The sequence below is a fragment of the Ligilactobacillus araffinosus DSM 20653 genome (assembly GCF_001435375.1).
Classification (GTDB): Bacteria; Bacillota; Bacilli; order Lactobacillales; family Lactobacillaceae; genus Ligilactobacillus; species Ligilactobacillus araffinosus.
Map to the genome: position 1 here is coordinate 49,453 of NZ_AYYZ01000008.1, position 23,497 is coordinate 72,949.

Genomic DNA, 23,497 nt, shown 5'->3' on the forward strand with positions numbered 1-23,497 from the left:
TGGATCAATGAAAAAATGTCCGCAGTGTGGGTTTGAAAATCAACCGCATAATCAGTTTTGCAAACAATGTGGGGCTAAGTTAACAGCTGATGAAAATCAACCGATGACGCGGGAAGCTGCGAAGGAGAAGAATAGCAAACAAAAGCGCAAAGTAATCTATCTTGTAATTGCAATTATTTTAATTTTAATTCTTGTGCTTTTTGGAATTGCTCAAGCAACGGGCAAACATTCGTCTAAGTTATCTTCTTCGGATACCTCTAAAACGGAGAAAAAAGTTTCCTCGACTGCAAAGGAAGCGCCCAGGTCGCCGGCTTCGACGTCTGCAAATGTTGCAAGTTCTAGTTCAGAAAGACAAACGACAGTTCAAACCATGCCGGACGTTGATACCAAAAATTTGACGACCCATCAAGTTAATAGGTGGGTGTATGCTAATATCATGGCGGACTGGAATAAGAATAATACGAATGAACCGCCGTTGACGTCGGCTGATCAGGATGCATTTATTTTTAATCAAAGTACCGATGATCAGGGATGCGTCGAAATTCAAGTTCAAGAAAATCATCAAAGTGCATTTATGAAGAGCATTCATGCTTATCCGGAATCTACTCCGACAATTGGATGGTATCGAATCAACGCTCAAGGATACTTACAAGAAGGAACTCCTGGAAGTGACAATTGGAATACAATTGCACAAAACTATCAGGAACCGTAATTTTAACAATCAAAAAAAGCTTGCCAAGATTGGCAAGCTTTTTTATTCATTCAAACAATTATTTTTCAGATTCATCTGGAAGTTCAGCGTTGATGATCTTTTGCTGGTTAACAAACGGCATTTGCCGCTTCTTTAAGTAAAGCGGAACACGTTCAACCTTCACGTCACTAAACTCAAGCCCGAACCATTGAACCGGACTGGTTGAATGGTTCTGTAACCAGATCCGTGATGAAATCAAGAACCGTTTCCACGGTGAAAGATTGGTGTTTGGTGAAAGCAATTCCCGAATCAAAACGAAGACAAAGTCGCCGACTTTCCGGCCAGGAGTTGTGGTGTATTCTTGTGGTTGTTCGTCGATGACTCCTTGGTCCATCAAGTCGTTGACGATTTGCCGTAAGTAAAGATTCAAACTATGATTCGATTTGAATCCAAGGTAAAGTTGTAAGTTAACAACGTTACGGGTCCCCATCATATCAACCGTATAGTAGTTAGTATATGGTTCATTTGTAGTATTGATTGTTACAAACCAGTATACTTTGGCCCGTTTAGGTTGTTTATCTAAAATCGAGTATAGAATCTCTCGTTTAACCTTGTGATTAGGTTTAACCTTAGCTAGCATGATTAAGTTACTCATATATAATGGAATACTTTCATCTTGTGAAAGGGCAACAAGTTGATCAACGTAATCATCTAAACAAACCTCTTCAGTAGCATCCATTAAGTCATCACGAACGCGGTTACCGTAATACCAGATAACCATGATAAAGATCAGAACGGCTGTAATTAATGCTGTTACGTAACCACCGTGAACAAATTTAACTAAACTTGAAATGAAGAAGATGGTTTCGATCGAACCGAAAAACAGTAGGCACATTAATGCAAGCGGCGTTGACCATCGTCCGCGAATGTATTCAAACAGCAAGAATGTCGTCATTAACATTGTTAACGTGATTGCTAATCCATAAGCTGCTTCCATGTGTTCAGATGTTCTGAAGAAGAAGACAATGCTTAAGGTAATTGCACACAGAATCCAGTTAACAACTCCGATGTAGATTTGGCCCTTCAACACATTCGGGTGGTAAACCTTTAACCGTGGTAGAATCTTCAATCCAATTGCTTCTTCAACTAAAGTGTATGAACCGGTGATCAAGGCTTGAGAAGCGATGATTGCAGCTAGGGTTGCAATAACAACCCCGACAAGGTAAACCGAGTGCGGAAGCATATCATAAAACGGATTGATGTTTGACGTTACGGTTTGGTGTTTGATTTGGTGAATAATCCAAGCACCTTGACCGAAGTAGTTTAAAATCAATGACAGGTAAACAAATGGCCAGGTAATATAAACGTTTCGCCGACCAACGTGGCCCATATCTGAGTATAAGGCTTCTGCCCCAGTAGTTGCCAAGAAAATACTTCCTAAAATAAAAATACCCATTTTATTGTGAGGACTGAAAAGAACCTGCAATCCATAGATGGGGTTTAGTGCTCGTAAAACGGTTAAATCCTTACACATATTAGCAAACCCGAATACAGCAAGAAAACCGAACCAGAATACCATAACGATTCCAAAGGTTTTCCCAATTGAACTAGTTCCTAATCGTTGAACAAGAAAAAGGATCAGCAGGATTGTGATTGTAATCAAAACAACATCATTTTGATTAGTAACGGGAATGACGTTACCAAACTTAAATCCTTTTAGCCCTTCAATTGCGGTTGTAACAGTAACGGCTGGGGTTAATGTCCCATCTGCAAGGATTGCAGCTCCTCCAATTAAAGCGGGAATAATCAGCCATTTAGCCCTTTTTTTTACAAGAGCATAAAGAGCAAAAATTCCTCCTTCACCGTGGTTATCGGCGCGCATTGCAATTACGACGTATTTGATAGTTGTAATAATCATTAACGTCCAGAAAATTAATGATAAGCAGCCAATAATATAATTTGGAGTTACATGTGTTACTCCGCCTTGATCGCCGATAAGAGCGTTCATAACATACAAGGGGGATGTTCCGATATCACCATAAACAATTCCTAAGGTAATAATGGCTCCCAAGAAGTATTCTTTGCCATATTTCTTTAACAAAGTAATTTTCCTCCTTATGGATATAAGAATAATTGCATATATTTAAATTAATTAAACAAAAGGTATCATAACGAATATGATACCATTTTTTTTGATATTTTCGCTGTTTTTTACGAATTGTTATTTTCTTGTAATGTAAAAAAGATTGACAAAATAATAAAAAAATAATAATGAAGCATTGAATTTTTTCAAAGTTCATTATTATTAAATTTAATGATGCCAATGCTGCGTAATTCGCTGTAAAAAAGGATGTTGCGCGATAATTTGAGTACATTTACGTTCAAACTTTAAAATGTACTTTTGGTAAAAATTACGTTCTCGAATCCAGCGATGGAATTTAGGTGCGCCTTTAGATAAACAGAAAAACGCAATAATTAAAAATGGAATTTGAGGAATAACTGGTAAAACAATTCCAATTATACCGAGAATAAAGAAGATTGCAGCAACGATCAGCCAGCATGTTTTCTTTGCATATGATGTCATTTAATGCTCCTTTTGGTTTTTCGCCGATAAATTAAATACCCACATCCAATAATAATGATTACAAGTAAAAGCAAAATAAAACTATATTTTTCAATCAAAACAGAAAAGTTTTCCCATGATGCGCCAGCAAATCTGCCAATCAAGATTAAAACGGCATTCCAAATTAAAGAACCACCAGCGGTAAAAAGCAAAAATTTCTTGATTGAAAATTCAGCCATTCCAGCAGGAACCGAAATTAAACTTCGAATAACTGGAAGAAATCTTCCCCAAAACGCAGTTGAACTTCCATGCTGTTCAAAAAAATGTTGTGCCTTTTTAAGATGTGCCATTTTAAAATGAAGAATTTTTCCCCATTTTCCATTGATCAGCTGTTCTAATCTTTCAAAGGAAATTAATTTTCCTAAAAGATAAAGGATAATTGCGCCAATTAACGCTCCAATCGTTGATGCGATAATTAATCCTCCGAGATTCAAGTGAGCTGACAGTGATAAAAAACCACTAAAAGTTAAAATAACCTCAGATGGAATCGGCGGAAAAATATTTTCAACGGCAATTAAGATAGCCACCGCAAAGTAGCCATAATTACTGATAAAATCAATGATTGTTGTGTTCATAGAAATCCTTTCATTACTAAAGTATTGATAGTGTACCTGAATTGGCGTTAAAAAGCGAGTAGAAAAAACGAATTTAATAAAAAACCAAAAAAGAGGTCATGACTTTAGTCATGGCCTCTTAAATATCAAAATTGATTTAAATGTTAATCGAACATCCGCTTGGCAGCCTTCATTAAGGTTACCGGATCATGGTCATATCGCGGTGTCTTAACAAGCTTTGAGTCAGGAACACCGGCAAAGTGGAAGGCGGCAATTTCACCAGAACGAACGGCACTTTCTTCGGTGAAGATCATTTGATATGGTTGTTCGACAAATTCACCGGTGAATGCCAAGTTTGTTGAAAAGTCTGGAATTACCTTTGGCCGATCAGTCTTTGCTCGGTTGTTGAAAAGGGCAGAAGCGTATGGCATGTATACAGGAATACAGTTAATGACGCTTTCAAGAATTTGATCTTTCTTCTTCATAATATTCGTTGGTCCAGGATCAACTTTTGAAAGTTGCCCAAGCAATTCTTCGAGCATTTCTTTCCCGGTCATCTTGATGTATTGCTTGTGAACAAATTCACCTTCACGCCGCGGATATAAGAAGTAACCCCAAATAACCGTTTCATTTGGCTTTTGCGTTGTGAAGTGCGGCTGGTGGTGAACCACGATCGACATGTTAACGTCTTTTTGACCTAACGGGGTAATCGGTTCGGTTGAAATAAATGAATTCAATGCATTTCCAGGAACCTGGTTGGTGATCCGGGTAATTTCATTGATCAAAGTATGATCCTTCGTTGTCAACGTGAAACTTACCCATTCGGATGCGTCTCGGTCAGCAAAGAATTTATCTGGATTACCAAGGTTGTAGAAGTGTTCAGTTGCTTGTTTCCAAAGCGACGAAGCTGCGCCGTAATCTGGATTTTCAGGAGCAGGCGTATTGTAGTCACCCAACGTTGCGGAATCAGTAATTGAACCGTTGGTAAAGAAGATGGCGGTTTCATCATCAATGGCAACGTGTTCTTCAAGTCCGCTGTCAGTATTTAACATCTTTAACCCAGTAACCGTAATTTCATCTTGCATCTTGGTGTCCTTAAATTCAAAGGCAGTTACCCGCCGGTTCATTATAAATTTGCACCCTGCGCCTTCAAGGTATTTGATTAACGGAAGCATGATACTTTCAAACTGGTTGTAACGTGTCCGGTTGACCCCAACGAGGTGTTCGATTTGGGTGAATTCATAAATCATTTGGTGCATATAGCGCCGTAATTCTTGAGCAGATGATTGGGTTCGGAATGCAAAGGTTGTTTCCCACATGTACCAGAAATTAGTTTGGAAAATGTGGGGATCGTCCTTGAAGTATTCGGCAATTGAAACGTTATCAAGTTTCGTTTCTTCATCATCCCGCATTAAGATCAACTTGGTCAGTAATAGCCGATCCGTATTGTTCAATCCTAATTTATGACCATCGACGATGCCTTTTCCGCCTTGAAGAAGTCGCGCTACATCATAAGTCCGATGTTGAGCATCAAAATCACGGGTATCTTCAGCGGCGGTCATTCCAGGTTCCGTAACTGATGGAATCCGGTCTAGTAAGTCCATTAAATCAACGTATGTCCGGTAGTTTAACATCCGACCGCCCCGTGCAATAAACCCCTTTGTATTTTCCATAGGGTGATTTTTATTCCAGTATTCGGTGGCAGCTTCTGAAGCGGTTGAACCATCATTTGAACCATGCTTATCGAGCGCATAGAAAGTAATATCTTCAGGGTTCCAGTGACCTTCTTGAATTAAGTAGACCGCTGCAGCCATGTTGGCGATTCCAGCACCGATCATTACAGCTTTGCTTTTAATCATGCAAATCCCTCCTAAAATGTTGTTAACGATTACATTTATATTATACTATGTTAGATCAATTTTTGTTGATTTTAAGTTTTAAGACTCTTTAAAATCCACGAACGTTATCGTTTACAAACCATTGCCTTATATTGTAGAATCTAAGGTAAAAAAGTTAGGACAAAGAAGGGTAGTTAAGCATGTCGGCAAAGGTTGAAATTAGTAATGCTGAGTGGGAAATCATGCGGTTACTATGGACGTTGAAAAGCGCGACAAGCCGCCAATTGACGAAGTTACTTTCTGCTAAATTTCAATGGAAAACAGCAACTGTAAAGACTTTATTACGCCGCCTTGCTGATAAAAAGATTGTCCGGATTGAAAAAAATGGACGAGCATTCACATATTATCCAAATGTCCCTGAACAAGAGACGATCGAACATCAATTGATGGATTCTGTAGGAAAAATTTGTCAAATGCATGTAGGAAAAACTCTTGATGAAGTGATTAAGGAGGTTCCGCTGACGCAAAATGATATTGCGCGTTTGCAGGAAACGTTAAAAGTAAAATCAAAGAATGCACCAACTGAATTGGAGTGTAATTGTTTATCTTGCTCTCAGTCGAAAAGCTAGGTGGAAGGAAGCGAATTGCTATTTAACGATAAGCTGATTGAGACGCTAATGGTTAGGATAGCAGATTAATGAGGCGGATTGTTTACAGTATTTTTTAATTAAGATGTTTCAAGAAATGAGTAGCTGTCTGATCTCGGCAGTAGTTTTGTTTATTTACAAAGGATTGAGCTCCGATGTATAATAAATAGTCACTTAAGAGAGAATAAGAATAGATAGGAAGTGTTAAGTTATGTTGTCAATGCAAAAAACAATGATCGATTTATTACAAAAAGTTCAACTTCACAATCATTTAAATCAGTATAAAGAATTTGAAAAATTGGGTGCAATTGATATGTACTATCTTGAAGCTATCAACCAATCAAACAATACAACGATTGGTGCAGTTTCAAGAATGTTAAATCAATCAACACCTAACACTAATTATCACATAAAAAAATTAATGCGGCTGGGTTTGATTGAAAAGAAAGTTGATCAACAGGACCGGCGAGTATACCATCTTACAGTTACGAAGAAGTATGTTGAAATGATGGATAACAACACTGAGTTTTGGCAAAAATTGCAAGATGGACTTGAGAAAAAAGTCTCACCTTCAGATTTGGCAATTTTCAAGCGGGTTCTTGAAAGAACACTTGATGTAATTGATGAAAATAATGAAAATTAACATAAGGCAATAGGGCTGTCCGAATAGGCAGTTCTATTGCCGTTTTGTTTTATTTAGGAGGAATTTATATGAACGACCAAGTCGAAACAATCATTATTGGAGCAGGGTGTGCGGGATTAACGGCTGCTTTACAAGTCCATGAAATCGGGAAGCGGGTTATGATTTTAGAAAAAATGCTAAAGATTGGCGGTAACTCAATGCGAGCATCTTCAGGAATGAATGCATCAGAAACGGATTTGCAGCTTAAAAATGGAATAATTGATAGTTCCGATCAGTTTTATGACGAAACTTTCCAAGCGGGCGGGAAAATGAATGATCCTGAATTGTTGCGTTATTTTACAACTCATACCAATAGTGCAATTGAATGGTTAAAACAATATGGGATTGACTTAGGGGATTTAACTACCCTTGGAGGGATGAGTTGTGCGCGGACCCATCGTCCAACTGATACCTCACCAATTGGGGCTTATCTTGTTAAAAAGTTGGCAGCAGCGGTCGAAAAGGCTAAAATTGAGATCAAAACCGATTGTAAAGTAATTAAACTTCAACGTACCCAAGCAGGATATCAAATATTAGTTAATCAAAATGAACAGCAACTACACTTTGAGTGTCAGAATGTAATTTTAGCTACTGGTGGTTTTGGAGCTTCGCGGAGACTAATTAGTCGTTATGCACCGCAGTATGCAGATTTTAAAACTACTAACCAAGTGGGAGCAACGGGAGATGGACTTGAATTAGCTCACAATTTGGGAGCGCAGTTGATTCAACTTAACCTTGTTCAAATTCACCCTACAGTTCAACAAGATAATCCGCATACATATTTAATCGGCGAAACGGTTCGCGGGGAAGGCGCTATTTTGGTGAATAATAATGGAAAACGATTTGTAAACGAGTTGACTACCCGTAAAAAGGTTTCAAATGCAATTATTGCTCAGCCAACAGGACATGCATTCCTCATTTTGGACCAGAAAGTTTTTCAGCGAGTAAAAGCTCTTGAATTTTATCAAAGTGTTGGTTTAGTTAAGCAAGCTGATACCCTTAAAGCGTTAGCTGATCAAATTAAAATTGACTCACAAGTTTTGAATGAAACGATTACTGAATGGAATACCGCGGTTGAAAATCAAAAAGACGCCCAATTTGGACGTCAAACAGGGATGCGTACGCTTGATACTGCACCTTTTTATGCAATTCATGTTGCTCCGGCAGTTCACTATACGATGGGCGGTATTCATATTGATAAGGAAACCCATGTTTTAGATGAAAATGGCAATATTATCCCCGGTTTATTTGCTGCGGGTGAAGTTGCTGGTGGGTTACACGGGAATAATCGGGTTGGCGGAAATTCGATTGCCGAAACAATTGTCTTTGGTCGTCAAGCAGGAATTCAATCAAGCAAAGATTAAATTGATTTTCGTAAAATATCAAGCACTTTTTGCTGTTTATTAGTCAAAAGGTGACGAGCATGGTACGCAATTGCCATGTTGAAAACGGGAAAGCTTTCAGTTTCAATGCTTATTGCATGTAAATTGTCATTCGGATTGATTGCAATTGATGTTAAAAGACTGATTCCGGTGTTTTCGGCAACGAGCGCTTTTAAAATATTGATATTGTCAGTATGACAGACAATATTTGGACGAAAGTGACCTAAGCGGGCCACTTTTTTTAATGCTCGCTGGTGAATGAAACTTTCATTTTGAGAAATAAAGCGTTGGCCGCGTAATTCATCTAAGGTTACAGAATCGCGATTAGCCCATGAATGTTCTTTACCGACAACAATTTTATACGGCGAACGGGCGAAGGTTTCAGTAATGAGGTTAGGTTCTTTTAACGGTGAATTTGATCCGAGAAGAGCGATATCAAGGTCGCCGTTTAAAAGCATTTTACGACAAGTTGTTGATCCGCGACTGACAATCGTTAAGTCATTTAATAAGTCGTTCCGTAATAAAGCAGGGGTAACGGGCGGAAAGTAATATGTTCCGATAATTGGAGGAAGCCCGAAAATAATTTTTTGTTTATCGGCATTGTGGATTTCTTTAGCAGCAACTTTGAGTTCCTGGATAATATGCCGGCTATGTTCATAAAATTGTTTTCCGGCATCGGTAATGATCAATTCTTTATGAGATTGATTACGAATAAAGAACTTGGTGTTAAATTCATCTTCTAAACGCTTAATTGCCATGGTAATTGTAGGCTGACTAACGTTGAATTTTTGGGCAACAATTGAAAAATTTTTAGTTGTAATCAATTCATCAAAATATTCAATGTCTTTAATATTCATTGTAAACACCTGATTTATCAGCAATTTATTTTGTCATATAAATATTCTTTATAATAACACGTTAATTTGACTATAAATATTAAGAAAAATTAAAATAACGCTGTAAACATTAAAGAAAAGAAGAGGCGGATAGGATATGAAACGTGGAGTTGACGTTTTAAGAGATCCTTTTTTAAATAAAGGAACTGCATTTACAAACGAAGAACGGAAAGAATATGGTTTGGTTGGAATGTTACCAATTGGGGTCCAAACAATTGAAGACCAAGCAAAACAGACATATGAACACTATCAATCAAAACCAAATAATTTTGAGAAGCGAAAATTTTTAATGGAAATCTTTAATACTAACCGGACATTGTTCTATTATTTAATGAGCAAGCATTTAGTTGAATTTATGCCAATTGTTTACGATCCGGTAATTGCAGATTCAATTGAAAATTACAGTCACGTTTTTGTACAACCTCAAGATGCTGCATTTATTTCAATCGATGCTCAAGATGACATTGAAGATACATTAAAGAATGCTGCAGAAGGTCGCGACATCAAGTTGATCGTTGTTTCCGATGCTGAAGCAATCCTTGGAATTGGTGACTGGGGTACTCAAGGCGCAGATATTTCAATCGGAAAATTAATGGTTTATACGGCTGCTTCAGGAATTGATCCTCGAAATGTATTGCCGGTTTCATTGGATGTCGGAACAGATAATGAAGAATTATTGAACGATCCATTGTACTTAGGTAACCACCACAAGCGAATTTACGGTGACAAGTACTATGAAATGGTTGATAAGTTCGTTGGATCAGCCCGGAAGTTATTCCCGGACGTTTTGATCCACTTTGAAGACTTTGGCCGTTCAAACGCTGACGTTATCTTACAAAAGTATCAAAATGAAATTCCAGTATTTAACGATGATATTCAAGGAACAGGAATTATCTGCTTAGCGGGTATTCTTGGTGCTTTGAACATTTCAAAGGAAAAGCTTGAAGATCAAACATTCTTGACATTTGGTGCCGGAACTGCCGGATGCGGAATTGCCCAAATGATGTGCGATGAATTAGTTCGCAATGGCATGAGTGAAGAAGAAGCGAAGAAGCACTTCTACTTAGTTGACAAGCAAGGATTATTATTCGAAGACACAGAAGGCTTGACTCAAGCTCAAAAGCCATTTGTTCGCCAACGCAGTGAATTTGATAATGCGGACGAATTAACAAATCTTGAAGCCATTGTAAAGGCTGTTCATCCAACCGTTATGATTGGAACTTCAAAGCAGCCAGGGGCCTTTACAGAATCAATTGTTAAGGAAATGGCAGCTCACACAGAACGACCAATCATCTTCCCGATTTCCAACCCAACGAAGTTGTTGGAAGCGAAGGCTGAAGACTTGATCAAGTGGACAGATGGTCGGGCATTAGTTGCCACTGGGATTCCTTCAGATCCGGTTGAATATAAGGGAGTCACATATACAATTGGTCAAGCAAACAATGCTTTAGTATATCCAGGAGTTGGTTTTGGATCAATTGCAGCCAAGGCAAAAGTCGTTAACGAGAAGATGCTTGCTGCTGCCGCTCACGCATTAGGAGGAATTGTCGATGCAAGCCAACCGGGTGCACCAGTATTGCCACCAGTTGCTAAGTTGACTGAATTTACCCAAACAGTTGCTGAAACGGTTGCTCAAAGTGCAATTGATCAAGGCATTGCTGGCGTATCAGATGCCCACACGGCAGTTGCTGATATGAAGTGGGAACCAAAATATTAATAAAAAGATAAGTAAGCAAATTTGTAGAGGAGCGTAAGAGGGATGGCTGTATTTTTAACATCAGTATCAAGTATTTTCGTAATCGTTTTGATTATGGCACTTGGATTTTTACTTCGGAAATTTAGATGGTTTGGCGATGATTTTGCAAAGAGTATTTCAGGCTTGATTACCAAGATTGCCTTACCAGCTTCAATTTTCGTATCAGTTCAAAAACACTTGACCCGGTCAAGTTTAGTAGGTTTAGGTAAGGGATTGATTTTCCCAGCTTTAGGTGTAATTATTGGATACTTAATCGCATGGCTTGTTGTTAAGGCTTTAAAGGTTCGTCCAGGTCGGCGCGGAATCATGATGAACGCAATCGTCAACGCCAACACGATCTTTATCGGAATGCCATTGAACATGGCTTTGTTTGGAACGAAGTCAATGGCTGACTTCTTGATTTACTATGTCATTAATACCGTTTCAACATGGGCCTTTGGGGTCTTCTTGATCTATAATGATGACCCAACGGCTGATAAAAACAGCAAGAAGAAGCACAAGATCAGCTTGCAAAAGCTTTTGCCGATGCCATTGGTTGGTTTCGTAGTTGCCATTATCTGGTTACTTCTTGGTTTACCAAGCAACAAACCGGATTTCTTGTTCCAAACACTTGGTTATGTAGGTAACTTGGTAACGCCATTATCATTGATCTACATCGGGGTTGTTTTATGTGATGCCGGTTTGAAGAATTTCAAGTTTGACCGTGATTCAATCATTGCCTTACTTGGCCGGTTCGTATTATCACCACTTGTATTGATTCTTTTGATTAAGTTCGGGGCACCGATTCTTCACTTTGATTTGCCACGCTTGATGCAGCAAACATTGATTGTTCAATCAGCAACACCAATGTTAGCCGTATTGCCGGTATTGGCTGGTGAAGCTCACGGCGATGTTGAATACGCAACGAACGTCGTTGTTATGAGTACGGTATTGTTCATTGTAGTTGTTCCAATTTTAATGGGAATCTTACAATTTATCTAATTTATTATAGTTTTAAGATGAAAAAAGATTGAAAAGGCTGTGCAATTGCACGGCTTTTTCTTTTAAGTTATAATCAGCGGTAATAATTATCAGGGAGTGATCGCGTGTTTGATCCGCGTCAAAAGTTACGGCGAAATACATTATTAACGCTTTTTGGAACGATTATAATCGTCCAAAACTTAGTCCCAATTTTGGGAAACATCCCAATTGGACCATTAAGTATTACACTGATTCATATTACAGTAATTGTTGCAGCAATTGTTTTAGGCCCCGTTCAAGGAATGATCATTGGCGGAATTTGGGGAATGATCACCTTTATTCGGGCGTTTATTTGGCCAACCAGCCCATTAGCTGTGATTTGTTTCACTAATCCTTTGATTTCCGTTGTTCCGCGAATTTTAGTGGGAACAGTTGCGGGGTATAGTTTTATCCAATTAAAAAAACGTTTTTCAGTAAAAAAATCAATGGTAATTGCGGCGATGCTAGGAAGTATGACAAATACATTGCTGGTTTTAGGCCAAATCTATCTTTTTTACCATAATCAAGCTCCGCGACTGTATTCTGTCGATGTTCATCAGTTACTTCCATATTTAATTGGTGTAGTTGGGACAAATGGAATTCCAGAAATGCTATTGGCAGCAATTACGGTCCCATTAATTTCAACGGCATTGTTCAAAGTCTTGAAAAAACAAGGTTAAGGATTGAAAGAGTATGAATAGAAAAATCAAACGCTTTTTAAAACGAAGTCATTTGAAATTAACGGATGTGATTTTGATTATCGTGATTATGTTGATTGCATCAATTCAAGTGATTCGTTGGACTGGTCGTGAAATTTGCCAAAATCAGGAGACAATCTCTCAGAGCGAACAGGTTAAACTTAACTTTATTCGTAAAGTTGCCCCGATTGCACAAAGTGAACAACGAAGAAACCACGTTTTAGCAAGTATTACAATTGCTCAGGCAGCATTAGAGTCTGACTGGGGGCAAAGTGAATTGTCGCAAAAGTATAATAATCTTTTTGGAGTTAAGGGAACCGGAACGAATAGTGCTTTGATGACAACTAAGGAATATGTTAATGGTCAGTGGATCACAGTTAAAGCAAGTTTTGCGGTTTACCGTTCCTGGACAGCTTCGATTGATGCTCATACCAAACTTTTAGTGAATGGGCTTGAGGGTGATCAGGGGCATTATCAGCAAGTTGTCAATGCAAGTAATTATGAAACGGCCGCAGAGGCATTGCAGGCGAATGGATATGCTACTGATCCGAATTATGCCCAAAAACTGATTGCAATTATTCAAAAATACAAGTTATATCAATATGATAATGACTAAATTCTAAAGGAAATTTATAATATTCGAAGTTGCAGTTATGGTATCATTAAAATGATATGATTAGTTATTAACGGACTAATATTAGACATCGAATTTATATCAGATTTGAATGGAGAGTAGTGAGGGAAATGACAAAAACGCTTTTTCCTGGAAGTACATTAGGAATCATTGGTGATAGTCCAAACGGAATTATGTTAGCGCGGGCTGCCAAAAAAATGGGGTATAAGGTTGTGGCATACAGCCGATATGAAGAAAGTCCGACTTTGGCAGAAGCCGATGTTCGAATTGTTGGCAAAATGAACGATAAATTAAAACTTCAAAGTTTTGCTCAACGGTGCGATGTTGTGACGTATGAATCTGAACATGTAAATTCAGAAGTAATTAAGTACATTGCCCAATATACATCAGTTCCGCAGGGGACCGATGCATTAGAATATATGCAAGACCGGTTGCTTGAACGAGCTTTTTTTGAACAATTGAATGTTAATATTGCCCCGTATGCAACAATTGTTAACCTTGATGATGTTTATCAAGCCGTAACGTCAATTGGTTATCCATGTGTCTTAAAGCCAATTCAAAAGGGGCTTGGAAAAGCTCATCAGCAAGTTATTCGCAAACAATCGGATATTGCAAAGTGTGCGGATATCATTGATATGGGAACGTATATCCTTGAATCATGGATTCCATATACCAAGGAATTGTCAGTGGTTTTGACGAAGGATGCAAAGGGAACGGTCAATTTCTTCCCCGTAGTTGAAAATATTTATCACGATCACGTACTTCATGAATCACTGGTCCCAGCAATGATTAATAATGATATTGAAGCGGAAGTGCGCCGCTTAGCTGATAAAATTGCTAAAAATTTGAATTACGTTGGGACAATGGAAATTGCTTTCTTCTTGACCGAAAGCGGTGCAATTTATGTTAAACGGGTCGTTCCAGGGCTGCATGCCAGCGGCTATGTATTTGATAAGGCAACTAATGTTACGATGTTTGAACAGCATTTGCGGGCATTAGCCCAGATGCCGCTTGTAAAGACCGAATTGATGGAACCAACAGTGGCCATTACGATTGAAAGCCATGACCAGGATGACTTGCGAACACAATGGGTTCTTAAAGATAATTGGTATTATAACTTTTTCCGTTATCCGCTTTCAATGCGAGACCAAGATACGGAAGGCTACTTGCTAGCGTTAGGCCCGACAATTGAGACCGTGCGGGAACAGGTTGAATCAACTGGAATTTGGGATAATAAAATTTAGGATATTGAATCATTTAAAGAGGCTGAACATCTAAAGTAAATCGGCGAAACCGATAGCTTTAGACGCCAGTCTCTTTGTCTTTTTTACCTTAAAAAGTAAGGCTGATTTTGATATAATAAAACTTGATTGTAGCTTGCATAGGAGGAAACGAATTGGCTGTGATGGATTTATTAGCAAAGATGAACGATAAACAAGCAGAAGCCGTTCAAACAACGGAAGGACCGTTGTTGGTAATGGCTGGTGCTGGAAGCGGGAAGACCCGGGTATTGACTCACCGGGTAGCCTATTTGATCGAAGAAAAGGGGATTAACCCGTGGAACATTCTTGCAATTACCTTTACTAATAAAGCGGCCCGTGAAATGCGTGAACGGATCGATAAATTAATTGGCGAAGGTGCGGAAGAAATTTGGGTATCAACGTTCCATGCTCTTTGTGTTCGTATTTTACGGCGCGATGGTGAAAAAATTGGTTATAATCGTGGATTCACGATTGCTAGCACAAGTGAGCAACGGACGCTAATGAAACATATCATGGCGGATTTAAACATTGATCCGAAAAAGTATAATCCGCGGGCGATTTTAAGTGCCATTTCGAATGCCAAAAATGATTTATTAACTCCAGAACAGTACCAAGAACAAGCAAGTGGAATGTTCGAAGACCTTGTGGCAAAGGCTTATGTTGAATATCAAGATCGTTTGCAGCAGGATCAAGCGATGGACTTTGATGATTTAATCATGAAGACGATTGATCTGTTTAAGGAAGCGCCAGCGGTCCTTGAATTTTATCAACGTAAATTCAAGTACATTCACGTTGATGAATACCAGGATACAAACGAAGCCCAGTATGAATTAGTTAACATGTTAGCCAAGGCTAACCGTAATTTGTGCGTTGTTGGGGATGCCGATCAAAGTATTTATGGATGGCGTGGCGCTAACATGGAAAACATTTTAAACTTTGAAAAGGACTATCCAGATGCAACGGTTATCAAGCTAGAACAAAATTATCGATCAACAAAAACCATTTTGGAAGCGGCAAATAAGGTAATTGAGAATAACGTTAACCGGAAAGCAAAAACATTATGGACGGAAAACGCCCAAGGAGAAAAAATTCACTATTACCGAGGCAATACCGATAGCGATGAAGCCTACTTTGTGGTTAAAGCTATTAAAGAGCAAATGCAGCAAAATGGTCGGCAATATCGTGATTTTGCGATTTTATATCGGACAAACGCCCAATCACGGAAAATCGAAGAAACGTTTGTGAAAGCTAATATTCCTTACAAGTTAGTTGGAGCGCATAAATTCTATGAACGGAAGGAAATCCTTGATGTTTTAGCATATTTACGGCTTGCAACTAACCCGCAAGATTCACTGAGCTTTGAACGGGTTGTTAACTCGCCAAAACGGGGAATTGGGGCAACCAGCATGCAGAAGCTTCAAACTTTTGCTGATCTTCACGGAATTTCACTCGAAGAGGCTGCCGAAAATGTGGCGTTAACTGAAATTAAGGGTAAAGCAGTAAATGAGTTGCAAAAATTTGCCCAATTGATTCGCAAATTACATGACCTTGAAGGAAAAGAAAATGTTACGGAATTAACGGAAGATATTCTTGAAATGACCGGCTATCGGGCAGAGTTAGAAAAAACGAAGTCGCTTGAAAATCAAAGTCGGCTTGAAAACTTGGATGAATTTTTAACGGTTACGAAACAATTCGACGCTCAATGGCAACCTGAAGATGAAGAAAGTGATCCGTTTGCAGATTTCCTTGCAGATTTGGCTTTGGTATCCGATCAAGACGATGTTGATGATTCAAATGAAGTGACATTAATGACGTTGCATGCAGCTAAGGGACTCGAATTTCCAGTTGTTTTCTTAATGGGAATGGAAGAAGGAATCTTTCCACTTTCACGAGCCCAAATGGATGAAGATGAATTAGAAGAAGAACGACGGCTTGCGTACGTTGGAATTACACGGGCTCAGCAAGAACTATATATCACGAATGCTCTGTCGCGGATGTTATACGGAAAACGACAAATCAATGCTGCTTCACGTTTTATTACTGAAATCGGCGATAACTTACTGCATTCTGAAAATGAAGGGGCAAATTATATTAGTTCTGGAAATTCAGCAGTGTGGCGAACGAATACGCCATTTGCCCGGAAGACACCAGTTTACCGGAAACCAGCAGGAACGGTCGATCGGCCTCGAGGAACCGGAGCAGATAAGAAGAGCTGGAAGGTTGGCGATAAGGTTCAACATAAGGCTTGGGGTGAAGGCACGGTTGTGAAGGTGACCGGCAGCGGTGAAGATATGGAACTTGATATTGCATTTAAAGACCAAGGCATTAAGCGTTTATTGGCAGCCTTCGCACCGATTACGAAGAAATAAAGAGGGTGAAGTTGGTGACAAACAAAAAACTTCAGCAGCAATTTGATGAGCTGCGGTCACAATTAAATACGTGGTCCCGTGAATATTATTCACTTGATAAGCCCAGTGTTCCGGATGATGTTTACGATCAGAAATACCAGGAATTAGTGAAATTGGAAAAGGCTCATCCGGAAATGATCATCCCAGATTCACCAACACAACGGGTCGGGGGACAGATTCTAACCGGATTTGAAAAGATTGACCATGAAATTCCAATGCTTTCGTTAGGTGATGTTTTTTCAAAGGAAGAATTGGCAGATTTTGTTGTCAATCTTGATCAAACGGTTCATCAGCAAATTGATTATAATTGTGAATTGAAAATCGATGGGTTGGCGATTTCCCTTGTTTACCGCAGTGGTAAATTTGTTCAAGGATCGACCCGGGGAAATGGTCAAATTGGCGAAGATATTACCCAAAATTTAAAGACGATCAATGCAATTCCGCTTGAATTATCTGAACCCGTTGATGTTGAAGTTCGGGGCGAATGTTATATGCCCAAAGCATCATTTGTCGAACTTAATCAGCGGCAAGAAGAACAGGGAAAACAGATTTTTGCAAATGCCCGGAATGCAGCGGCTGGATCATTACGACAGCTTGATAGTCGAATTACTGCTGAACGGAAATTAAGTACGTTCATCTATTATTTAATGGAACCGGAAAAGTTTGGCATCATAACGCAAAGTGAAGCCCTTGATAAGATGCGTTCGTGGGGCTTTAAGGTTAACCCTGATTATCGAGTTGCGCATAATATGGATGAGATTCGGGCCTACATTGATGAATATCAACAAAAACGAGCATCGTTGCCGTATGATATTGACGGCATTGTAATTAAAGCTAATCCTTTTAAGGTTCATGAAGAGGTTGGCAATACCGTGAAAGTTCCGCGGTGGGCGATTGCGTATAAGTTTCCACCGGATGAGCAGGAAACCGTCGTTCATCAGATCGAATGGACAGTTGGCCGAACGGGAGTTGTTACCCCAACAGCCGTGATGGATCCGGTTCAATTAGCTGGAACAATGGTTAGTCGGGCTTCATTGCATAATCCGGATTACATTAAAGAAAAAGATATTCGAATCGGCGATACCGTGAGATTGTTTAAGGCCGGGGATATTATTCCAGAAGTGGCAACCGTTGTTTTGAAAAAACGGCCGGTGGATTCGCAACCGTATTCGATTCCAACTGAATGTCCAGAATGTCATGCCCCGCTTGTTCATCTCGATGATGAAGTGGCATTACGGTGTATTAATCCCAAGTGTCCAGCACAGGTTAAGGAAAGTTTGACGCACTTTGCTTCCCGAAACGCAATGGATATTCGAGGATTAGGGACTAAAATTATTGCTCAACTATATGAGCGGAAACTGGTTCAAGATGTGGCAGATCTTTATCAATTAAATTTTGATGAACTGTTGCAACTTGATAAGTTTAAAGATAAGTCAGCCAATAATTTACTGACAGCCATCGATAACAGCCGGCATAACTCATTAGAACGGTTGCTGTTCGGATTGGGAATCCGTCACGTTGGAGCGAAGGCAGCCCAGTTGATTGCCCAACATTTTAAAACGATGGATGCGGTTAAAAAGGCAACGGTTGATGAAATCGCGGCAATCAAAACGGTCGGCCAAACCATTGCGGAAAGTATTGTTACATATTTCCAAAATCCGCAAGTTGATGAGTTGCTTGAAGAGCTTGTTCAAGCAGGAGTCAACATGGAATTTCTTGGTCAATCTGAAGAAGAACAGGCTGCGGCGGCCGCCGAAAGCGCGTTTAATGGACTTCGGGTTGTTTTGACCGGAACGTTGGATCATTTGAAACGGACAGATGCGAAGAAATGGCTTGAAGCGCATGGTGCGAAAGTGACCGGCAGTGTTTCTGGAAGAACGGATCTACTGATTGCTGGCCATGATGCTGGAAGTAAACTTACCAAAGCCCAGCAATTAAATGTTAAAATTATCAATGAAGCAACCTTTATGGAACAAATGGAGGCAGAAGATTGAAACGAAAAGCAGGAGCCTTTGTCGGAATTTGCTTAGCTGCGTTACTTCTTGTAGGATGCGGCAAATCAAATAATAGCTCGTCTTCGGGCAGTAATGGTACAACAACGACAAAGAAGACAGATAAATTTCAAATTACAGGTGATGCGGGCAGCGACCAGTACCGCGGCGTAATTGAAAACGGTCGGTATCGGGTAAGCAAATCACGCGGAGTCGGCGTGCAGCAAGATGCCAACAATATGTTGAACTTGAAAAACTTTGATATTGGGATGACGGATATTTCAAAGAAGTTCTTTTCAACTCAAAGTTATATTTTCCAAGAAGGACAGTACTTATCCACGTCAACGGTTGAGAAATGGTTAGGCCGGCAATCAAAGGATAATCCAGATGGTTTGAACCCGGTTGATAACGGCAATGGTTCAAATCGTAATCCAATGTATGTTCAACAAATTGGCGAACAAGATTATATGAAGAACAACAATGGAAAGTTAACGTTGGCCGGAATGACGATTGGAATTGGAATGAACCAAAAGGACTATTACCAAAAGCAACAGTATGGACCAACATTTACGCAATCAATTCCGCACGATAAGATGGTTGCCCAAGGAAAAGCAGATGCTCAAAAAATTTTGGAACGGGTCCGGAAAATTGACGGGGTCCCAAATAACATTCCAATCGTGATTGCAATGTTTGAACAGGCCCCCAATGATAGTTTGGTTGGCGGATCGTTCTATGCATATGCAGTAAGTAATAATGGAACGAAACTTGGCGACTGGAAGGATCTTGATATTAAGAACGTTGTTTTTCCGGCAACGTCAACTAATTCAGTACCAAACAGCAACGATGAACATAGTTTTGAAAACTTCAAGGATAAGATTCAAAACTTCTTCCCGAACCTTGCGGGGGTAACGGCGCAAGCTCAATATGATGGCAACACCCTTAAGGAAATGAATGTGAATGTTACAACGCAGTTCTATAGCGAAACTGAAATTATCAGCTTCACGCAATATGTTGCTCAGGCTGCTCAAAGTTACTTACCGAATAAGATTCCAATCAACATTCAAATTTTAGGATCTGATGGTAAAACCCAAGCCTTCCTTTCACGGAATGCGGGCGAAGGAAAATTTGAAAGCCACATTCTCACCGGAAACTAATTTAGATTTTTTCATATGCTAAAATAAAAGTAATGATTTAAGGTTAGAAAGAAGGAAAAATGATGGAAATCACAAAGGATGAAGTTAAAAAAATTGCTTCTTTATCAAAGCTTGAATTTACTAATCAAGAACTTGAAAAATTTACCAAGCAATTGGAAGACATTATGAACATGTCGCACCAGTTAAGTAAGATCAACACAGACGGTGTAAAACCAACGATCAACGTTACGGATGCAGTTAACATCTTGCGTGAAGATGTTGCTGAAAAAGGTATTGATCGGAACGAATTAATGAAAAATGTCCCTGAACACGAAGACGGGTTTATTAAAGTTCCCGCAATTATTGATGAAGGGGAGGATAACGAATAATGGATTACTTGAAAAATGATTTAACAAGTTTGCATCAAATGTTAGTTAACAAGGAATTGAGTGCAAGTGAATTAATGGAAGCAACATTTGATGGCATTGCTAAGCGCGAACCACAAATCGATGCATTCCTTGCAATGAATAAGGATGAAGCGTTAAAACAAGCGGCAGCAATTGATCAACGGGGAATCAACGCTGACAATGTTTTAGATGGAATCCCGGTTGGAATCAAGGATAACATGGTAACAAAGGGATTAACAACAACCGCAGCCAGCAAAATGCTTGAAAACTTTAATCCAATTTATAACGCAACGGCGGTTGAACGGCTTGAAAATGCTGGAATGGTCGTTGCCGGAAAGTTAAATCTTGATGAGTTTGCGATGGGAAGTTCAACAGAAACTTCTGCTTTTAAGAAAACAAAAAATGCTTGGGATCAAACCAAGGTTCCTGGCGGTTCTTCAGGTGGCCCAGCAGCAGCCGTTGCTTCAGGTGAATTGATTGCGGCTTTAGGTTCTGATACTGGTGGTTCAATCCGGCAACCAGCTGCATTTAACGGTGTTGTCGGCTTTAAGCCAACGTATGGTCGGGTATCACGGTACGGATTGATCGCCTTTTCATCAAGTCTTGACCAAATCGGCCCAATGACGCGGAATGTTAAGGATAATGCGTTGATATTGAACGCAATTGCCGGTCAAGATAAGCATGACTTTACAACTTCTCCACGGGAAGTTCCGGACTTTACATCAAAGATTGGTAAAGATATCAAAGGCATGCACATCGGGGTTCCAAAAGAATTCATGGATGTTGATTTACAACCCGAAGTTCGGGAAGCAGTTCAAAATGCCATTAAGACATTTGAAAGCTTAGGGGCAACGGTTGATGAAATTTCATTGCCACACTCATTGAACGGAATTCAAGTTTACTACATTGTCGCAACGTCTGAAGCTTCATCAAATTTGCAACGGTATGACGGAATTCGCTATGGTTTCCGGGCAAAGGACGTGAAGAACCTTGAAGATGTTTATGTTCGTTCACGTTCAGAAGGTTTTGGTGATGAAGTCAAACGGCGGATCATGCTTGGAACATTCTCCCTTTCATCAGGTCTTTATGATGAATTCTTTGGCAAGGCAACCAAGGTTCGGACATTGATCTGCAATGAATTTGAAAATATTTTTAAAGATTATGATTTGATTTTGGGACCAACAACGACAACGGCAGCATTTGGTTTTGGTGAAAAGACCGATGATCCGATTGCCATGTACATGAACGATTTATTGACGATTCCAATGAACTTGGCTGGAGTCCCTGCAATGTCAATTCCTGGCGGCTTCACTAAGAACGGATTACCAGTCGGAATCCACTTGGTTACACCGCGATTTGATGAAGAGACGCTCTATCAAGCAGGTTACGCATTTGAACAAGCAACTGATTTTCATAATCAAATTCCAACGATTGGAGGTCAAAATTAATGAACTTTGAAACCACGATTGGACTTGAAGTCCACATTGAAATGCAAACAAAGTCAAAGGCTTACTCGCCAGCACCAGTTGTTTACGGGGCTGAACCTAACACAAACACCAATGTAATTGACTGGGCATATCCAGGAGTTTTGCCAGAAGTTAATAAAGGTGTTTTGGAATATGGGATGCGGGCTGCAATGGCTTTGAACTGTGAAATTGAACAAGACTTGCATTTCGATCGAAAGAACTACTTCTATCCGGATAATCCGAAAGCATACCAGATCACTCAAAAAGATACACCAATTGCCCATGATGGCTGGTTGGAAATCGAACTTGAAGACGGTACAAAGAAGAAAATCGGAATTGAAGAAATGCACGTCGAAGAAGATGCGGGAAAGAATACTCACAATCCCAATGGTTACTCATATGTTGATTTGAACCGGCAGGGAACCCCGTTAATTGAAATTGTTTCGAAACCAGATCTTCATTCAGCGGATGAAGCTTACGCATATTTATCACGGCTTCGTCAAATTATCAAGTTTACCGGAATTTCAGACGTGAAAATGGAACAAGGTTCAATGCGGGCCGATGTTAACGTTTCTGTTCGGCCAATCGGTTCTGATAAACCAGGTGTCCGGACTGAAATGAAGAACTTGAACTCATTTGATCACGTTCGGAAAGGAATTGAATATGAAGAAAAGCGGCAACGCGGAATCTTGCTTAAGGGTGGCGAAATCGAACAGGAAACGCGGCGGTTTGATGAACCAACCGGAACGACTGTTTTGATGCGGTCAAAGGAAGAAGCCAACGATTACCGTTACTTCCCAGAACCAGATTTGCCAACATACCATATTTCAAATGAATGGATCGAAGAAGTGCGCGAATCAATTCCTGAAATGCCTGATAAACGGCGGGAACGCTACATTAATGAATGGGGTATTCCGGCTTACGACGCTAAAGTTTTGACCCAAACAAAGGAAATGTCAGACTTTTACGAAGCAACGGTTGCCTATGGTGGCGATCCGAAATTGGCTTCAAACTGGTTGATGGGTGAGGTGAATGCTTACTTAAACGACAAGCAAATTGAACTTGGCGATACGGCATTGACACCTGAACACTTGGCAACCATGATTCAATTGATCAAAGACGGAACGATTTCATCAAAAATTGCGAAGAAGGTCTTTAAGGAAATCATTACGAATGACACTGAACCAAAAGCATGGGTTGAAGAAAAAGGCATGGTTCAATTGTCAGATCCTGAAAAATTGCAGCCAATTATTGATGAAGTGCTTGATAATAACCAACAATCAATTGACGACTTTAAGAATGGAAAAGATCGGGCATTTGGCTTCTTAGTTGGAAACATTATGAAGCAGACACGGGGTAAGGCGAACCCGAAAGTCGTTAATAAATTATTAACGGAAAGCTTAAAGAGTAGATAAAATTTGCTGGTGAAA

General features: G+C 39.6%; 20 protein-coding genes. 15 read left to right on the plus strand and 5 right to left on the minus strand.

Annotated elements, in window-relative coordinates; genetic code table 11:
- The first annotated feature begins 7 nt into the window (after positions 1 to 7).
- A complete protein-coding gene (locus FC64_RS01620) occupies positions 8 to 712 on the plus strand; it encodes a zinc-ribbon domain-containing protein (protein WP_057906238.1) in 705 nt (234 codons plus the stop codon).
- Between the two features lie 58 nt (positions 713 to 770).
- Here the strand turns inward: FC64_RS01620 and FC64_RS01625 are convergent, their stop codons facing one another.
- The 4 genes from FC64_RS01625 to FC64_RS01640 form a co-directional block, all read right to left on the minus strand.
- Entirely contained in the window at positions 771 to 2,792 is a 2,022-nt protein-coding gene (locus FC64_RS01625) for a KUP/HAK/KT family potassium transporter (RefSeq protein ID WP_057906239.1), read from the minus strand.
- Positions 2,793 to 3,002: 210 nt separating this feature from the next.
- Positions 3,003 to 3,275 (minus strand): DUF454 family protein, encoded by a 273-nt coding sequence (locus FC64_RS01630; protein WP_057906240.1) that lies wholly within the window; start codon positions 3,273 to 3,275, stop codon positions 3,003 to 3,005.
- Positions 3,272 to 3,889: a DedA family protein gene (locus FC64_RS01635; RefSeq protein ID WP_057906241.1), complete on the minus strand. Its 618-nt coding sequence runs from the start codon at positions 3,887 to 3,889 to the stop codon at positions 3,272 to 3,274. Before FC64_RS01635 ends, FC64_RS01630 begins: the two co-directional genes overlap by 4 nt.
- A gap of 143 nt (positions 3,890 to 4,032) precedes the next feature.
- Entirely contained in the window at positions 4,033 to 5,727 is a 1,695-nt protein-coding gene (locus tag FC64_RS01640; protein WP_057906242.1) for an oleate hydratase, read from the minus strand.
- Positions 5,728 to 5,906: 179 nt separating this feature from the next.
- On the opposite strand from FC64_RS01640, the gene FC64_RS01645 reads away from it, so the two are divergent.
- The 3 genes from FC64_RS01645 (at position 5,907) to FC64_RS01655 (ending at position 8,399) form a co-directional block, all read left to right on the plus strand.
- The gene (locus FC64_RS01645) at positions 5,907 to 6,335 is read left to right on the plus strand and encodes a CopY/TcrY family copper transport repressor (protein ID WP_057906243.1); all 429 of its coding nucleotides are present in this window, start codon (positions 5,907 to 5,909) and stop codon (positions 6,333 to 6,335) included.
- A 229-nt stretch (positions 6,336 to 6,564) separates the two neighbouring features.
- The gene (locus FC64_RS01650; RefSeq protein WP_057906244.1) at positions 6,565 to 6,996 is read left to right on the plus strand and encodes a MarR family winged helix-turn-helix transcriptional regulator; all 432 of its coding nucleotides are present in this window, start codon (positions 6,565 to 6,567) and stop codon (positions 6,994 to 6,996) included.
- Positions 6,997 to 7,064: 68 nt separating this feature from the next.
- Complete coding sequence (locus FC64_RS01655; protein ID WP_057906245.1) at positions 7,065 to 8,399, plus strand: flavocytochrome c; 1,335 nt, start codon at positions 7,065 to 7,067, stop codon at positions 8,397 to 8,399.
- Here FC64_RS01655 and FC64_RS01660 read toward each other — a convergent pair.
- Entirely contained in the window at positions 8,396 to 9,274 is an 879-nt protein-coding gene (locus tag FC64_RS01660; protein WP_057906246.1) for a LysR family transcriptional regulator, read from the minus strand. The genes FC64_RS01655 and FC64_RS01660 overlap by 4 nt on opposite strands.
- 136 nt (positions 9,275 to 9,410) lie before the next feature.
- Here FC64_RS01660 and FC64_RS01665 point away from each other — a divergent pair, with 136 nt between their 5' ends.
- The 11 genes from FC64_RS01665 (at position 9,411) to gatB (ending at position 23,482) form a co-directional block, all read left to right on the plus strand.
- The gene (locus FC64_RS01665; RefSeq protein WP_057906247.1) at positions 9,411 to 11,030 is read left to right on the plus strand and encodes a malolactic enzyme; all 1,620 of its coding nucleotides are present in this window, start codon (positions 9,411 to 9,413) and stop codon (positions 11,028 to 11,030) included.
- Between the two features lie 42 nt (positions 11,031 to 11,072).
- Positions 11,073 to 12,050 carry an AEC family transporter gene (locus FC64_RS01670; protein WP_057906248.1) on the plus strand — a complete coding sequence of 326 codons (978 nt, stop codon included), beginning with the start codon at positions 11,073 to 11,075 and terminating at the stop codon, positions 12,048 to 12,050.
- Between the two features lie 104 nt (positions 12,051 to 12,154).
- Positions 12,155 to 12,748 (plus strand): ECF transporter S component, encoded by a 594-nt coding sequence (locus FC64_RS01675; RefSeq protein ID WP_057906249.1) that lies wholly within the window; start codon positions 12,155 to 12,157, stop codon positions 12,746 to 12,748.
- A gap of 13 nt (positions 12,749 to 12,761) precedes the next feature.
- A complete protein-coding gene (locus FC64_RS01680) occupies positions 12,762 to 13,382 on the plus strand; it encodes a glycoside hydrolase family 73 protein (RefSeq protein WP_057906250.1) in 621 nt (206 codons plus the stop codon).
- A 128-nt stretch (positions 13,383 to 13,510) separates the two neighbouring features.
- The gene (locus FC64_RS01685) at positions 13,511 to 14,644 is read left to right on the plus strand and encodes a 5-(carboxyamino)imidazole ribonucleotide synthase (RefSeq protein WP_057906251.1); all 1,134 of its coding nucleotides are present in this window, start codon (positions 13,511 to 13,513) and stop codon (positions 14,642 to 14,644) included.
- Between the two features lie 161 nt (positions 14,645 to 14,805).
- A complete protein-coding gene (gene pcrA / locus FC64_RS01690; protein ID WP_057906269.1) occupies positions 14,806 to 17,031 on the plus strand; it encodes a DNA helicase PcrA in 2,226 nt (741 codons plus the stop codon).
- Positions 17,032 to 17,045: 14 nt separating this feature from the next.
- Positions 17,046 to 19,064, plus strand: a complete 2,019-nt coding sequence (gene ligA / locus FC64_RS01695) for an NAD-dependent DNA ligase LigA (RefSeq protein WP_057906252.1) — start codon at positions 17,046 to 17,048, stop codon at positions 19,062 to 19,064.
- Positions 19,061 to 20,215, plus strand: coding sequence for a CamS family sex pheromone protein (locus tag FC64_RS01700; RefSeq protein WP_057906253.1), 1,155 nt, complete (start codon positions 19,061 to 19,063; stop codon positions 20,213 to 20,215). The genes ligA and FC64_RS01700 overlap by 4 nt, the downstream gene beginning before the upstream one ends.
- Before the next feature lie 62 nt (positions 20,216 to 20,277).
- On the plus strand, positions 20,278 to 20,583 hold the full coding sequence (gene gatC / locus FC64_RS01705; protein ID WP_057906254.1) for an Asp-tRNA(Asn)/Glu-tRNA(Gln) amidotransferase subunit GatC: 306 nt from the start codon (positions 20,278 to 20,280) through the stop codon (positions 20,581 to 20,583).
- A complete protein-coding gene (gene gatA, locus FC64_RS01710; protein WP_057906255.1) occupies positions 20,583 to 22,049 on the plus strand; it encodes an Asp-tRNA(Asn)/Glu-tRNA(Gln) amidotransferase subunit GatA in 1,467 nt (488 codons plus the stop codon). Before gatC ends, gatA begins: the two co-directional genes overlap by 1 nt.
- A complete protein-coding gene (gatB, locus tag FC64_RS01715) occupies positions 22,049 to 23,482 on the plus strand; it encodes an Asp-tRNA(Asn)/Glu-tRNA(Gln) amidotransferase subunit GatB (RefSeq protein WP_057906256.1) in 1,434 nt (477 codons plus the stop codon). The genes gatA and gatB overlap by 1 nt, the downstream gene beginning before the upstream one ends.
- Positions 23,483 to 23,497: the final 15 nt, after the last annotated feature.